General features: G+C 64.0%; 17 protein-coding genes. 3 read left to right on the plus strand and 14 right to left on the minus strand.

From position 1 onward, the window contains the following. Positions 1-21 precede the first annotated feature (21 nt). From ACGGKE_RS14745 to ACGGKE_RS14780, 8 genes are all read right to left on the minus strand, one after another. Positions 22-522 carry a MucR family transcriptional regulator gene (locus ACGGKE_RS14745; protein WP_394438988.1) on the minus strand — a complete coding sequence of 167 codons (501 nt, stop codon included), beginning with the start codon at positions 520-522 and terminating at the stop codon, positions 22-24. A gap of 121 nt (positions 523-643) precedes the next feature. Further along, positions 644-850 carry a hypothetical protein gene (locus ACGGKE_RS14750; protein ID WP_394438989.1) on the minus strand — a complete coding sequence of 69 codons (207 nt, stop codon included), beginning with the start codon at positions 848-850 and terminating at the stop codon, positions 644-646. Positions 851-905: 55 nt separating this feature from the next. Continuing rightward, positions 906-2,720 (minus strand): ParB/RepB/Spo0J family partition protein, encoded by a 1,815-nt coding sequence (locus ACGGKE_RS14755; protein ID WP_394438990.1) that lies wholly within the window; start codon positions 2,718-2,720, stop codon positions 906-908. Positions 2,721-2,806: 86 nt separating this feature from the next. Next, the gene (locus ACGGKE_RS14760) at positions 2,807-3,217 is read right to left on the minus strand and encodes a DUF2958 domain-containing protein (protein WP_394438992.1); all 411 of its coding nucleotides are present in this window, start codon (positions 3,215-3,217) and stop codon (positions 2,807-2,809) included. After that, positions 3,214-4,173 (minus strand): ArdC family protein, encoded by a 960-nt coding sequence (locus ACGGKE_RS14765; RefSeq protein WP_394438993.1) that lies wholly within the window; start codon positions 4,171-4,173, stop codon positions 3,214-3,216. Before ACGGKE_RS14765 ends, ACGGKE_RS14760 begins: the two co-directional genes overlap by 4 nt. A 447-nt stretch (positions 4,174-4,620) precedes the next feature. Beyond that, positions 4,621-5,271 (minus strand): lytic transglycosylase domain-containing protein, encoded by a 651-nt coding sequence (locus tag ACGGKE_RS14770; RefSeq protein WP_394438994.1) that lies wholly within the window; start codon positions 5,269-5,271, stop codon positions 4,621-4,623. Next, complete coding sequence (locus ACGGKE_RS14775) at positions 5,259-5,828, minus strand: S26 family signal peptidase (protein ID WP_394438995.1); 570 nt, start codon at positions 5,826-5,828, stop codon at positions 5,259-5,261. Before ACGGKE_RS14775 ends, ACGGKE_RS14770 begins: the two co-directional genes overlap by 13 nt. After that, on the minus strand, positions 5,815-6,039 hold the full coding sequence (locus ACGGKE_RS14780) for a helix-turn-helix domain-containing protein (protein ID WP_394438996.1): 225 nt from the start codon (positions 6,037-6,039) through the stop codon (positions 5,815-5,817). Before ACGGKE_RS14780 ends, ACGGKE_RS14775 begins: the two co-directional genes overlap by 14 nt. A 219-nt stretch (positions 6,040-6,258) precedes the next feature. On the opposite strand from ACGGKE_RS14780, the gene ACGGKE_RS14785 reads away from it, so the two are divergent. Beyond that, a complete protein-coding gene (locus ACGGKE_RS14785) occupies positions 6,259-6,516 on the plus strand; it encodes a helix-turn-helix transcriptional regulator (RefSeq protein WP_394438997.1) in 258 nt (85 codons plus the stop codon). On the opposite strand, the gene ACGGKE_RS14790 is transcribed toward ACGGKE_RS14785, so the two are convergent. The 5 genes from ACGGKE_RS14790 to ACGGKE_RS14810 all read right to left on the minus strand — a co-directional run bounded on the left by ACGGKE_RS14790 (position 6,494) and on the right by ACGGKE_RS14810 (position 11,304). Further along, positions 6,494-7,249 carry a DNA -binding domain-containing protein gene (locus ACGGKE_RS14790; RefSeq protein ID WP_394438998.1) on the minus strand — a complete coding sequence of 252 codons (756 nt, stop codon included), beginning with the start codon at positions 7,247-7,249 and terminating at the stop codon, positions 6,494-6,496. The genes ACGGKE_RS14785 and ACGGKE_RS14790 overlap by 23 nt on opposite strands. 33 nt (positions 7,250-7,282) lie before the next feature. Then, the gene (locus tag ACGGKE_RS14795; protein ID WP_394438999.1) at positions 7,283-8,149 is read right to left on the minus strand and encodes a phytanoyl-CoA dioxygenase family protein; all 867 of its coding nucleotides are present in this window, start codon (positions 8,147-8,149) and stop codon (positions 7,283-7,285) included. A 10-nt stretch (positions 8,150-8,159) separates the two neighbouring features. Further along, positions 8,160-8,768 (minus strand): acyl-homoserine-lactone synthase, encoded by a 609-nt coding sequence (locus ACGGKE_RS14800; RefSeq protein ID WP_394439000.1) that lies wholly within the window; start codon positions 8,766-8,768, stop codon positions 8,160-8,162. A gap of 60 nt (positions 8,769-8,828) precedes the next feature. Then, on the minus strand, positions 8,829-9,575 hold the full coding sequence (locus ACGGKE_RS14805) for an autoinducer binding domain-containing protein (RefSeq protein WP_394439001.1): 747 nt from the start codon (positions 9,573-9,575) through the stop codon (positions 8,829-8,831). Between the two features lie 487 nt (positions 9,576-10,062). Next, on the minus strand, positions 10,063-11,304 hold the full coding sequence (locus ACGGKE_RS14810; RefSeq protein WP_394439002.1) for an aromatic ring-hydroxylating dioxygenase subunit alpha: 1,242 nt from the start codon (positions 11,302-11,304) through the stop codon (positions 10,063-10,065). 222 nt (positions 11,305-11,526) lie between these two features. On the opposite strand from ACGGKE_RS14810, the gene ACGGKE_RS14815 reads away from it, so the two are divergent. After that, positions 11,527-12,234: a CoA transferase subunit A gene (locus ACGGKE_RS14815; protein WP_394439003.1), complete on the plus strand. Its 708-nt coding sequence runs from the start codon at positions 11,527-11,529 to the stop codon at positions 12,232-12,234. Then, on the plus strand, positions 12,234-12,875 hold the full coding sequence (locus ACGGKE_RS14820) for a 3-oxoacid CoA-transferase subunit B (protein ID WP_394439004.1): 642 nt from the start codon (positions 12,234-12,236) through the stop codon (positions 12,873-12,875). The genes ACGGKE_RS14815 and ACGGKE_RS14820 overlap by 1 nt, the downstream gene beginning before the upstream one ends. Here ACGGKE_RS14820 and ACGGKE_RS14825 read toward each other — a convergent pair. Further along, the gene (locus ACGGKE_RS14825; protein WP_394439005.1) at positions 12,862-14,133 is read right to left on the minus strand and encodes a spinster family MFS transporter; all 1,272 of its coding nucleotides are present in this window, start codon (positions 14,131-14,133) and stop codon (positions 12,862-12,864) included. The genes ACGGKE_RS14820 and ACGGKE_RS14825 overlap by 14 nt on opposite strands. Positions 14,134-14,255: the final 122 nt, after the last annotated feature.

The raw sequence follows: 14,255 nt of genomic DNA on the forward strand, positions 1-14,255 counted from the left end.
ACAAAGAGGCGTCCGGCGTGCTCAGGACTCGGCTGGACGTGTTTCAACCGACTTCTTGGCCCGCGGCGCGCGGCGCTTTGGTGGCGAAACGTCCTGTGCGGCGGGTTGAGGCGCGGCGGCCACTTTGGGTTTGCGCCCGAGGCCGATCTTGACCGCCAACTCCTTGCGTTGTGCGGCATAATTGGGGGCGACCATCGGATAGTCGGCGGGGAGATTCCACTTGGCGCGATAGTCCTGCGGGGTCATGCCGTGATCCGTCGCAAGATGGCGCTTGAGCATCTTCATCTTCTTCCCGTCTTCGAGGCAGACGATGTGATCGGGCTTGACCGAAGCGCGCACCGAGACGGCGGGCTTCGCCTCCAGTTCGGCCGCGACGGGGGCGGCACCGAGGCCGTTCAACGCCTCATGAACGCGCGTGATCAGGCTGGGAAGATCGGCGACTGGGACATTATTGTTGGAGACATGTGCCCCAACGATGTCAGCAGTGAGGGTCAGCAAAGTCTCACGTTGTTCATCGACCATCCTGGTCACATCCTCGGAGTCATAGGTGTGAAGTTGGCCTATAGTTGGGAGCGAGAGTGGTCAAACTCGGAATAAGCCGCGTGGGCGGCGCTGCTTGCAGCGCGCCCACGCGGCCGATTTTTTAGGTTCGGCGGCGACCCACGCGGATCGGGATCGACCGCCAGACGACGCGATATTCGACGAGGCGGCAGGGCCGCGCTTGCAGCGCGGCCTTCGTCATCGCCCGTTCGAAACTGCGATAGGTACCATATTCGGACCAGATGCTGCTGTGCCCGGATGTGTGCGGATATTGCAGTTCGAGCATGTAGCTCGGGCGCTCGGGGGTCATGATGTCCTCCACCAAGGAAAAGGGGATGGCGGCGCACCGCCATCCCCAAAGGGCATCACGCCGCCTCGCGCTCGGGCTCGGCCTGCGGTTCCGATGCGGGCGTGGGCAGCGCCAGCACCTTGCCCGGATCGCAGGGATCGGGATCGTCGGGAAGCCGCGCCGCCGCGACCGATGCCGCCTTCTCGACGGTGCCGACGCCGCCGCGCTGCGTGTAGGCGCTGGGCGGGAACGCCATCCATTTCGGCACCCAGCCCTCCACCTTGGCGCGGCCATCGGCCCCGGTGAGATGGTTCATGACGATGGCCTTGAGCGTCTTGGACTTCTCGCCCTTGTTGGCCTGCGCCACCATGTCGCCCGCGACCTCGGCAACGATAGCGGTCAAGACCTCGCGGTCGCGGATCAACTCGAAAAAAGCGTCGTCCGCCTGCCAGTAGCGCGCCATATCGACACCGATCTGCTGGCCTGCCGCCTCGACGGCGGCGCTCCCCGCCGCCATCGTCTCGCCGATCACGATGGCGATCACGTCCATGACGGCGCGGTCGGGAAGGTCGAGCAATGCCAGTAAGACGCTGACCAATCCGAACCCGTCACCATTGCCGCCGGTCACGGTCGGTTCTTCGGCCGAGAAGCCGAGCAGCGACAGGACGGCGCGGCGCTTCTCGTCGAAATCGGCCTCGCCCCGGCACGTCTCGACGCTTTCGCGCACCGCATCGTTGCGGGTGGTCTGCGGCTCGGGCTTCACATTCCACAGGTGCGAGCCGACGATGGCATGGGCGACCATCAGGCGCAGCGCGACCTTGGGATGCCGGGTGAGCTGGGCGCGCACGGCGGCGTGGCGATGCAGGTCGATATAGGTTTGCATCGTGCTCGTCACCTCGGGCCGGGGCGGCTTGTGGCCGGTGTTCAGCGGCTCGCCCTTTTCCAGACGGCGAGCCTCTTTCCGGGTCACATAGCCTTCGTGGAAGGTCACTTCGCCATTGCCGCGCACGTCGATATAGACGCGCCCGCCCTTGCGCTTTGGCGCCTTCTCATATTCCCATGACGAGAAATGCTCACCGGCCGGGACGATCACGACATCGGACCAACCGGCATCGAGATAGTCGTCGCGGCGCGCCTCGATGGCGGCGTTCTGCGCGGTCCAGAACGCATCGGCATCGCTGAAATAGCGATCCTCGCCGAACAGATCGGCGACGATGCCGGTCATGCCATCGGTTTCGAACAGCGCGTGCTTGACCGGGATCGACTGCCCGCCGAACAGCCACGATTTCAACTGGTGGCCGGTCGGAACATAGGCGTCCGCATCGTCGTAGAGCGCCAGCCATGCGCGCTGCTGGCTCTTGCTCGCCATGGTCAGATGGCGGACGGTGGTCGCGTCGATCTCGCCCTTGGCATAGATGCTGCGGATGCGCGGCATCAGATTGCCCAGCGCAAGGATGCGCTTCACGCCAAGCTCGGGAATGCCGAAGGTGGTGGAAATGTCCGCCACGTCGCGGCCCTCCCTGACCAACCGGGTGAAGGTTTCCCAGCGGGTCACTTCATCGGCGTCCAATCGCGCGATATTCTCGATCAGCGACGCCTCGATGGCATCGGCGTCGTCGCTGTCTGACAGGATGGCGCAGGGCATCGGCTCCGCGTCCTGTCCCTCGGCGCGGCGCTCGTCGGCGACGATGCTGGCGGCGGTGAAACGCCGCGCGCCCGCGACGATCTCGAAGGTTTCGGGGGTGCCGTTCGGGCGGACGAGGACCGGCACGATGACGCCGCGCTTGCGCACGGTCGGCAGGATGTCGGACACGTCCGGGGCCTTCTTGGCGTAGCGCATATTGGCCTTGCTGATGGTCAGCTTGCCAAGCTCGATAAATTGGAGTTCCATCTTACACGCTCCTTGTGAGCGCCGGTCCGTCCTTCTTTCCGGGAGCGGCGGACCGGCTTACCGTTGACGGGAAACGCCCGCCTGCGTCATCCGCCTGCTGGCGGAAGCTCGTTGGCTGCGGCGCGGCGCAGCAGGGTTTCGGCCCAGAGGATCGAACCGGCGCGGCGCGACCATTCGGCCCAGACTGAAAGCGGATGGCTCGTTGCGAACGCGATATCGCGCTCGATCGCCATGCCGAACGGCAGGCGGACGCTGGCGATCTCGGAGAGGCTGGCACTGCCCAATTCCGGGGTGCCGAAGCCCAAATCCGCCAAGCCGAACAGGGTATCGCCATCGGCATCAAGCTCGGTGAACAGCCATGTTGCCGCGCCCAGCGGGTTGAAGAATTTGACGACCGGAGCCGGGTCCGGCTCGGGCTGCTCGGCTCTCGCGGCGGCGCGCCGGTTGATGTCATTGGCGCGCAAGGCGAAGCGAAGATCGGGGGTCAGGAGGATCATGCCGCCCTCCGTTCGTGTCGCTCGCCAGCTTCGGCATGGCGGGTCAGCAGCCAGTCGGCGGCTTTGGTCGCGGCGCTCGCGGCGCGGAAGATCGCGCGGTTGTCCTCGCGCAGCACTTCCAGCCATGACGCGATGTAATCGGCGTGGCGAACAGTCGGCACGATGCCGAGCGCGGCACAGAGGAAGGCCGATCCCATTTCGGCGATCAATTCTTCGCGCGCATAATCCTTGCTGCCGAAACTGTTGGTCAGATTGCGGTTGAGGCGCGACGGGTGGCCGCTGGCGTGACACAATTCGTGCAAGGCCGTCCGGTAGAAATTGATCTGCTCGTAAAAAGCCGGTTGCGGGGGCACCTGCACATAGTCCGCACTCGGCACATAGAAGGCCTTGCTGCCGCCGATGCGGAATTCGACGCCGGATGCGGCGATGACCTCTTCGGCGACGGGGACGATCTCACGTTCGGGCAGCGGCTCGGGATCGGGTGCGAGGCCGGGGCGCAATCCCTCGCATTGCGCGAGATTGAACACGGTGAACCGCTTGAGGAACGGCACGCTGCGGGCATCCTCGCCGCTTTCGCGCGCGCGTTCCTTCTCGGCCTCGGGGGTGAAACGGTCGGCATAGACGACGGTAATGCCGTGCTCGCCCTTGCGGACGCAGCCCCCGGCGTCTCGGGCCTGCTTGAAGGTCAGCCAGCCTTGCGAGGCATAGCCATGCTCGAACAGCGCGCCCCACAGGATCAGCACATTGACTCCGGAATAGTTGCGTCCGGTCACGGCATTGCGTGGCAGGCCGGGGGTTGCGGTCTCCGCGCTGCCCCAAGGCTGAACCCAAGGGATGCGGCCCCCTTCAAGCTCGCAGATGATCCGGTTGGTTACCTCGTCATAAAGGCTGGCGCGAGGCTCTGCGGGCTTCTCCCCGGCCTCTCCCCGCGCGCGGCGGTCGAACTTCTGGCGCATGGCTATCCTCCTGCACCGCCCCAAAACCCGCATGGCCTCCCCGGAGCGGGGGTGGGCGGCGAGATGCGACCCACCGGGCGCGCCCAGGGAGGCGGCCCGCACCTGCAAGGCCGCAGCGGAGCGGAGGAGCCGGTCCCAGAGCACAGCGATGGGCCGGCTTGCGGACCGCCGGGGCGCGCCCAAAGGGGAGCGCCGCCCACTCCCGCGACAGGGGAGAGGCCACAGAAAAGCGCCGCCGCGCGCGTCTGCGCGCGGCGGCCGCAGCCGGTCGAAGCCAGCTTCGGCCGGGCGCCAGCCGATCGTCACCGGAGGCCGGGACGCGGAATCGCGGCCCGGCGGAGCTTGGCGAGCGCCAGCGAGCCTAGCGCAGTAGAGCGCGGTCGCGCCGCCAGGCGCGAGGCGCCATGATAGTGCTCGTGGCGCTCGGCATTAGCCCGATCAAGCCCCTTACGGGCGGGCGGTCGCCGCGGTTTTCGCGTTGTCGTCGCTATCGCCGTGGCCGCGCACGAGCACGAACAGAGCGGGGATGGACGATGCTGCGGATCTGGCAGCATCGTCACGTCGCACCGCGAACAGAACGGTCATTGGCACGAGAGGCGGCGAGGCGACAGGGTGCTCCGTGGGCGGAACTGTGTCTCCTGTGAGTGTAGCGAGATAGGCCCCGGTTTCGGCTGGGAGGCTTCTGTTGCCCGCGGCATAGGAGCCATAGCGCCCGGGCCCCGCATTATAGGCGCCGAACAGACCGGGGTAGCCGAAGCGATCGTACATCAGCCGCAGATAGAGGGTGCCGGCCAGGATATTGTCGCGCGGATCGTGCGGGTTCGTTCCGAGTCCGAGACGGCCGCGCATCTCCGCCCAGGTCGCCGGCATGATCTGCATCAGGCCCATCGCGCCGGCCCGGCTGGTGATCGGCCGGCCGGCGAGCGTCGTGAGTCCGCGGCTTTCGGCGCGCATGACGCGTTCGATCCAGAGTTCGGGCACCCCGAACCGTGCGGCGGCTTCGGCGATCAGCGGACGCCAGCGATCGACCGGATCGGCGTGCGCCGGGACCGCTGCGGCGAGCGCGACCGCCACGAGCAGGCATCTCAGCGCGCCCATAGGAGCTGCGCCCGGCCGATGACATCACTGCGCCGTGTCGGCCCGAGATAGCGACCGTCGAACGAAGCGGGATTATCGTTGAGGAGGAAGAGAGCGCCATCGCGCAGGGTCGTGCAGCCCTGCCACCAGGGCATCAGCCGGTCGTGGCTGTCCGCCATGCGGCGCTCGGCGCGCCACCGACCGTCGATGAAGATGGCGTTGCCGCGGGCGCAGACGGTATCGCCCGGCACCGCCGCGACGCGCTTCACCACGGGAACCGCGGCGGGCACATAGCGGCGCGCATCGGCAAGCGCTCGCCAGGCCGGCGGCAGCCGTGCGATCGCCACGTCGCCCACGGCCATGTCGTGCGGCGCGGAGACGCCATAGAGACCCACCGGTGTGCTCGGCGTCGCGTTCCAAAGCAGCAGCGGCCGGACCGGTCCAGCCAAGGTCAGGCCGAGCGATCCCACCAGCGCCGCGACGGCGATCGCGCGGCGGCGCAGCCGCAGCCGGTGGTCCCGATTGAGACGCAGGGCATCGCCGAGGCGCAGGAGCGCCCGTCTTTCATGATCGCTCATCGCTCTTTTCCTCGCTGCTGTTGGCCCGGCTCCACGCGTCGAGGTCGTCGATATGATAGACGACGTAGCGGCAGTGGCGCCGGAAGGTCGGGCCGCGGCCTTGCGCGCGCAGCCGTTCGAGATGGCGGGGCGTGAGGCCGAGATAGTGACCGGCTTGACGCGTGTTCAGGAACGGACGGGGCCGCCCTGCGCTCGAAATATCGTCATCCATCGCGCCTCCTTGGACGCGTCGGCGCCCGGTCGGTGTGGAGCGGTGGTGATCGGCGCAGAGACGGTGCTTGCAGAGGCCCGAAAATCGGCATGCGCATATTCGGGCCCAGCGTGCGGGCGCCATTTTTGTGGACGATAGTCTACTTGAGTTTGGGGCTTTCTGTGGTGGCTGCGTTCCATCATGGGAGTTGCTCGAGCCATCATTGCCAAAAATATCCGTATGATGCGGAACGCTCTTGGCTACACGCAGGTCGATCTGGCGGGCATCTCCGAAGTTGATCGTTCCTATATCAGCGGCGTCGAACGCGAAAAGCGGTCGATATCAGCCGATAAAGTCGAGCAATTGGCCCGCGCTTTTGGCGTCGAGATTTACGAGATGTTTCATCCGGACACCGGCGAAACCTATCAGCGGCGACAGGTCCCAGGCTCCGCGGTTGAGCGCACGAACGATGTTCCTAAGGACAAAGCCAAGCGGTAGGGTCGCGCCTGGCGGACTGGCGGGCGGCTTCGGTTAAGCGCTGGACGCGCCGGCGCCACGAGGGTGCTGACACGCGCCACCGCGGCAGGCCGCCCAGATCGAACAGGCATTCGGCGATCTCGCGATGGGATGCACCGCTGGCTACGGCATCATGGACCCGCAGGATCAGAGCCCACCGCGCGGCGCGGCGTTCGGGCGGAGGATTGCGGGCTGGCCAGCGGCCCCGTTCGCGCAGCGCCACGAGCCGTTCGAGAGAGGCGAGCTGCGCCCGGCACCGGGGAAAGTCGCTAATCAGGAACCGCAGGTTCGCGCCGGCCTGGTCCAGCGATCCGCAGCGGACATCGAGCCGGACGTGGTGGCCATGATCGGCGAGCAGCCAGTGTTCGTCCTGTCCGTCGCTCACGCGGGACGCGCGCGTGTTCAGCGAGAGAATATCGAGGGTCGCATCGCCCGTCGATGGCTCGATTTCGGCCTGGAGCACGGCGGGATCAACGTCACGTCGCCAGATCGGCCGTGCAACCGGCCAGGCGAGGTCGGGTGGCTCGAGGCGATGCAGCCCGAACTGGGCCGCCAGGTGTCGCGCTTCTATGCCGACAGGCTGCGCCGCACATGCGGCCCGATAGGCCAACGTGCGGCGCAGCCATTCCCAGGCGAAGCCGTGGCGGTCAGCCCCGGCGAGCGGGACATAGGCGCCCGCTGACCGCCAGTCCGCGGCGGGTGCGTCCGCGACCATGGCGCATCCCGCCGGGTACCGCTCATCCTCCGATCAGGCCCCCCGCGCCGCTTCCTGATCGGCCACATAGGCGGCAAGCGCCTCGGTCTGGTCGGGGCGCAGGGCATCGATGGCGGCGAGGCCGTCGATGCCGTCGCGGCCGAGCAGGACCGACGGGCATTGCCCTTCGACATTGCCGAGATTGGGCCGATGCTGGGCGTAGCCGACCAGCTCGGCCAGTTCGGGATCGAAGTGGCGCGCGACACCGGGCGGATAGACCAGATACTGGTTCTCGAAGGTGCGCAGCCAGCCCAAGCAGTAACTAACGATTATCGCGCGGCGCGGGAGTCGCGTAAGATTGGCGCCGCCGCCGTGGAGGGTGCTGCCGAGCCACAGCAAGGCCGACCCCGGCTCCATCTCCGCCGCGATCGGATCGCCGATGGGCTCGGCGCTGGCTTCGGTGCGATGGCTGCCCGGCCATAGCAACGTCGCGCCGTTCTCGGCGGTGAAAGTGGTGAGCGGCCAGATGACGTTGACCTGATATTCGCGGCCGTCGCGCGCGGCATGCCAGAGATCCTGATCGCGGTGCGGAATCTGTGCGAGCGCGCCATCGTGCAGCTCGACGGCCTGGGCGAGATTGAGAATGATCCGCTCGCAATAGGGTTTAAGGACCGTCTCAACAATGCGTAGCACTTTGGCGTTGCGGACCAGAGGCGCGGCGTGCTCCGAGCGGCGCAGCAAGGCGCCGAAGCGCTTGGTGCGCGTCCCATAGAAGCCGCCCTGGCAAAAGGGCGTCGCAGCGAAGCGCGTCGCGCAATCGCGGTTGAGAGCGGCGATCGTGTCGAGGGCACAGGCATCGGGGAGGATGCAATAGCCGTCTGCGAGCAGGCGGGCGGTGCAGAGGGCGGGATCATAAGCCATGACATCCTCCTCACGCGGCCCGGGCCAGCGGCGCGACGATCGCGCCGGGCGTGTAGATGCCAGCTTCGGCGAGGCGCTCGGACGAGTGTGCGTCGAGGTCGACGCGAAACGCGGCGAGCGAGGATCCGAAGTGCCTGCGGGCTTTGCCGAGCCGTTCACAGTGCCAGCCCATCCGCAGTATTTGCGCGAGAAAGCCGGATGACACGACGCCGGTCAGCGAGGCGATGCCGGCCGTCGCGGCGTGATCGACCATCGCGGAGATGAGGCGGTTGCGGATCTCAAGGCGCCGTGCGGTCCCCAGGCGGCACGGCAGGCACAACCGGGTGATCTCGGCGACATGCGTGCCCGCCGGTACCGCCGTGTCGCACAGGTCGGGAAAGAGGCTATCGAGAATGTGCGGCCGATCGGCCGGCAGCAGCCGCATCGATCCGACGTGTTCGCCATGCTCGACGGCAATCAGGTACGTGGCGTCCGCCCCGTCAAACTGGTCTATTTCGTAAGCACCGTCGACCACTGGCACCGACCATCGCATCAGGTCGACGAATAGCGCCTTGCGATCTGCGAACATCGACGCCAGGCGGACATCGGTCAACGAGTAACCTTGCAGGATGTGGATCATGGAATTGCTCCCGTTTCGTGGGAGCGCGAAGGGAGCAGGGATTGGAAATGCCCGGCATCCCTAGAATCCAGACATTGCGTCCTCGAATCCGATGAGCCCGAGTCGAGCTGCCGTCAGGCAGACCTGGGTGCGGCTGTAGACGTCGAACGCCTGCCGGAGCTGGGCCATATATGTTTCGATGGTCGAACTCTTGAGCTTGAGGATCATCGCGATCTCGCGATCCGACTTGCCGATGGCGGCGAGGCGAACGACTTCCAACTTGCGAGGGCTGAGCCTTGGGATCCTGCGTTTTCGCATCGGCAGGCTGTGAAGACGGCGGGCTTCGCGGAATGCCTCGGCGCCGATGAAGGCGGCTGCACGGCATTTCCAGACGGAGGGGAGTTCGGTCTTGCTGGTCGCAAAAGAGCAGCATCCGGGAGGTTCGCCGGTGACACCCACTGGCAGCGTCAGCCCGCAGATGAGGCCGTGCCGATGAGCTTCTTCGAAAACGGCTTGGTGTCGAGGCTCAATCTCGATCAAACCGGGAATGTCCGTCCAGCGGAAGGCGGTGTTGGTCCGGTGACAAGCGAGCAGCGCGGGATCGTCTTCATAGAGGCGCCGCTCGATGAAGAGGTCGGCATATTCGCCGAAATTGTCGAGGCGGATGAGGGCGGGACTGGGACGCCTGAACCACAGGCCATGAACCAATGCGAGACGATCGAACCCCAGTTCTCGGATAGCCGCTTCGGTGAGTGTAAAGAGCTCGGCCGCCTTCCGGCACATTTGACAGGCGATCGAGTATTGCTCAACGAGGCGGTGAAGGCTCATGAGACCCTTCTTCCGCTCTGATACTGGGCTATCTCGAACTGCCGCCCCCGCAAGATTCCCTGATTAGAGGGACGTTCTTCCGGTGGACCATGATCCACACGACATGCTGCAAGTGTTTCGCGGTTTGGTGACAGGGATATGTCATCCCTTGGAGGCACAGCTCCTTGCCCGACGGTTTTCGGCGGTGAAACTCGCCCGCACGGGAGGCGATAATCCCGTGCGAGGCCAGACTTCGTTCAGATTCGAACGTATCTGCTGTCCATCTTGATCCGTTTGTCTGTGCGGAAAAGAGGGAAGGAGTGGGTACATCTTAACAGTTGGGAGCATAACTATTGCTTCTTTATGGGCGTTGCCACGCGCCGACACCCGTGCACAAACATGCGCTACGGTTGTCTGCTTGCGAGACAAGGAGCGTGATGCGGCACGCCATCAGCGATCTTGGGGGCGTCAGTGCAGAAGAGGTTGGTACGCCTCTTTAACTCATGACCTATCTGTGCGCATAAGGAAGATCGACTTCCACCACAGCCAGCCCCGCAGGAATGTTCTCGCGTCCGATGACAGCATCAATATGCTGTTCGTGGTTGTAGATGAACTGCTCCGACCAACAAAGGGGGATGGAGTCAATCCCGCCGTGAGCGAGGGCCTTGTGCATACCCGAAAGTGCATCAAGATCTTCGCCGATGAAGCTCCGGAAGAAGGTCAGAGTGTCCTGATCCAGCTTCTCATTGTCCGGTCCACTGCCCGTCTTGACGAACGAAACCTCTACCCGGCATTTGCCGGGGTTGATCGGCCAAACCATCACGATTGGAAACAGATATTCCGCGATGGGAAAAGTCGCGTTGGGGAAGACATTGTAGCTGCGTTGGCCACTACGTGATATTTCCGCGAGCTTGCTCGCCTGCTGTTCAGCGGTATCGTCATCCGACTTGAAGAATGCAGCGCCCATGCCGCTCGTCAGCGTCCCGCGCGATTTGATGACGATGGCGTTGTGCCCGCCCCGGATCATCTGCAACGCCGACGTCTTCGAATCGATGACTTTGTCGATCGTATTTTCATGTACATATTTCGCGTGATAATTTTCAGCGAAATTATCTTGCAGACATTTCCAGTTGCAGTCGACCTCGAAGCTGAAGCGCTCGAATAACCGTAGATCGTCCAGCGGGATGTCCGACCATAGCGTCGGTATATCTGTCAGAAACTCCAACAGCGGCGCTGCCTCATTGTCAAAGTTTACAAATACCAGACTCCCGAACTGCTCGCAGCGGATCGGCTTGAGGCTCCGATCAGCCTTATTGAGTCCGGAAAAATAATGCTCATCCGGTACGAAGATCAACTTTCCTTCGAGATCGTAGGTCCAGCAATGGTAGAGGCAGCGCATGTTTCGCGAGACACCCGCCTCGTCTTTCATAAGCAACGAGCCGCGATGCTGGCATACGTTGTGAAACGCTCTCAGTTCGTTGTCTCGGCCGCGCATGACGACGACCGGTGCATCGTTGAGCGTGTAGGTTCGATAGCTTCCCGGCACCTCGAACTCATGCGCCAATCCAACGAACAGCCAGGTTTTGGACCAGAGATGTTGCTTCTCCAGCTCATAAAAGACCTCGCTCGTGTAGCGAGCCGCCGGCATATCCGGAAGCGCCGGAAAATCGTCTGGGTGTCGGCGCTCGCGCATTTGTGTGCTCGCCGCTTCCCACATCGATTGAATGCGCTCGGGGGTTTCCAGGGTCATTGCAGCCTTCCTCGTCCTAACTCCACCTCCGTTCTAACTTTCCGCAGATAGTCGCTCTATCCCCCCGGCGGGGGACTGGGGGACAGGGGAGGCGGTCGACATCGTCCCGCCCGGCAGGGACTGCGATGGGAGTCAGTGCGGGATAGGCAGTATCTATCGGGACGACTGGGTTGGGAGCAAGCATGCGACGGCCAAAAGGTCGCCCCGCAGCGCAGGGATTGGATGTTGCCTAGGATCGTTGAAAACGCTCACGCCGCCCTTCATGGCGTCTTGTCAGATGGAATGACCATCGTTGCCGGAGGTTTTGGCCTTTGCGGCATCCCGGAGAAGCTCATTCTAGGCGTCCGCGATTCAGGGGTCGGCGGATTGACGGTCATATCAAACAACGCCGGTGTGGACGACTTCGGCCTTGGGCTGCTCCTCCAGACCCGCCAGATCAAGAAGATGATCAGCTCCTATGTCGGGGAGAACAGGGAGTTTGCGCGGCAATATCTGTCAGGCGAGCTCGAGCTGGAATTCAATCCCCAGGGCACGCTTGCCGAGCGCATCCGGGCCGGCGGAGCCGGCATACCGGCGTTCTTCACCAAGACCGGCGTGGGGACGCTGGTCGCGGACGGCAAGGAGGAACGGGTGTTCGGTGGCGAGCGGTATATCATGGAGACAAGCTTGTTTGCCGACGTCGCGCTGGTGAAGGCCTGGAAGGCCGACACCAAGGGCAATCTCATCTTTCGCAAGACCGCGCGCAATTTCAATCCGATCGCGGCCACGGCCGCGAAGGTCACGTTGGTCGAAGTGGAAGAACTGGTTCCCGTGGGCGCGATCGATCCCGATCAGGTCCATACGCCAGGCATTTATGTCGACCGGATTCTGGTCGGCACGGACTATGTAAAGCCGATCGAGCAGCGCACGATCCGGACGGAGACTGTTTGATGGCCTGGACACGTCACGATATCGCCGCGCGCGCGGCGCGCGAGCTCAGGGACGGTGACTATGTCAATCTCGGCATCGGCGTGCCGACGCTTGTTCCCAATTACCTTGCCCCAGGCATTGAGGTCACGTTCCAATCCGAGAATGGCATGCTGGGCGTTGGACCGTTTCCGTTGGAGCTTGAGGTCGATGCGGACCTGATCAACGCCGGCAAGCAAACGGTCACCGCCCTTCCTGGCGCATCATTCGTAAACTCTGCCGAGAGCTTCGCGATGATCCGCGGCGGCCATGTCGACCTGTCGATTTTGGGCGCGCTCGAGGTCGGCCAGAATGGCGATCTGGCGAATTGGACGATACCGGGCAAGATGGTCAAAGGCATGGGAGGCGCCATGGATCTTGTCGCCGGGGTGGCGCGCATCATCGTCCTGATGGACCATGTTTCAAAAGTCGGCGATCCCAAGTTCCGGACGGCGTGCAGCCTGCCATTGACCGGCGCGGATGTCGTCGACATGATCATCACCGATCTGGCGGTCTTCGAACGCCGAGCGCGCGGATCGTCGCTCTTCCGGTTGGCTGAACTGGCGCCGGGCGTCACGCTTGATGAATTGAGATCCAAGACCGAGGCGGCATTCACCGTCGATTGATCGTAACCGGTGACGTGCGACCCATCGAGCGAGAGACCAGCCACAACGTGCCGGCGGCGATCGGAAAGAAAGGTGCGAGGGTAAGCAGCGCGTAAATGAGCGCTTGCGCGCCGAAGCGCGGCGTCAGCGCCTCGCTCATTGCCCCGATGAACAATGGCCCAAGCCCCGTCCCGAAGAGATTGAGCACCAGCAGCAGGATCGCGGCTGCGGCGCTACGTTGATTGGGCGGCACATTGTTCTGCACCAGCGCCGTCGCAGGTGCGAGATACATCGAGCTGGTTATCATAGGGATGGCAAGGCATGCGAGCGTGGTTGTCCACGCGTTCGCAAGCAGGCCGAACACAAAAAACGGGAGGCCAGCGACCATAGCCCATGCCGGGAGCAGGAGATAGGCACGCTCATTGCGTCCAAAGCGGGCCGTCAGAATGCCACTCGCCAACATCCCCAGCGCCATCGCACCGCCGCTGACGAGACTGTAATAGGCTGCGATCTCACTCAGTGACATTCCCTTCGCTCGCATCAGCATCGACGGCGCCCAACTGGCAAAACCAGTAAAGACGAAGCTGTAAGCGGCAGCGGCGACCAGCAACAGTCTTAGAACAGGGCTGGATCGAAAGGTGCGCAAGCATGTGAGTAGCGAGGGCGTCGCAGTGTCCGTCGCGATGCGCTCGTCGGTTGCGCCGCGCGTGGGTTCTCGCGCGAAAACGGCGAGAGCGATCGCGGCCAGAATTCCCGGCGCTCCGACAACGAGAAATGCTGTGCGCCAACCATAGAGCGCGGCCACACCGCCACCAAGGGAGATTCCCAACGTGGCGCCGAGCGGCAATCCCAGTGAATGCAAGGCGATTGCGAAGCCCCGCTTTTCGGGCGGGAAATAGTCGGCGATCAGGGAGTGTGAGGGCGGGACCCCGCCGGACTCGCCGATTCCCACACCAGCGCGGGCAAGCGCCAGCGACGTAAAGCTGCTGGCCGCGCCGCACAGCATCGTAAAAAGACTCCAGACCGTGCAGGCGACGGCCACGATCCGCACGCGCGGGCCCCGGTCGGCCAACCACGCGATCGGTACACCAAGGATCGTATAGACAAGCGCGAATGCGAATCCCGACAAAAACCCGAGTTCGGTGTCAGTGAGGTTGAGGTCTTGCTTGATCGGCTGCGCCAGGATCGCGATGATTTGCCGATCCACGTAATTGAGCATGTAGACAAGCGAGAGGAGAAACAAAACGATATACCGGTTGGCGCCGGTTTGAACTGTCATCGCAATACCCTCTTATCCGCAGCATGTCACGTCACGCCTTTCGCTGGTTGCGCGGCCCGAATATGCACCTTGCCGAAGTAGCCGGGCCAACCTGGCCGCGCGACGTCGCCGCCAACGTGATC

Origin of the sequence: Sphingobium naphthae, from assembly GCF_043589935.1 — a bacterium.
Taxonomy (GTDB): Bacteria; Pseudomonadota; Alphaproteobacteria; order Sphingomonadales; family Sphingomonadaceae; genus Sphingobium; species Sphingobium naphthae_A.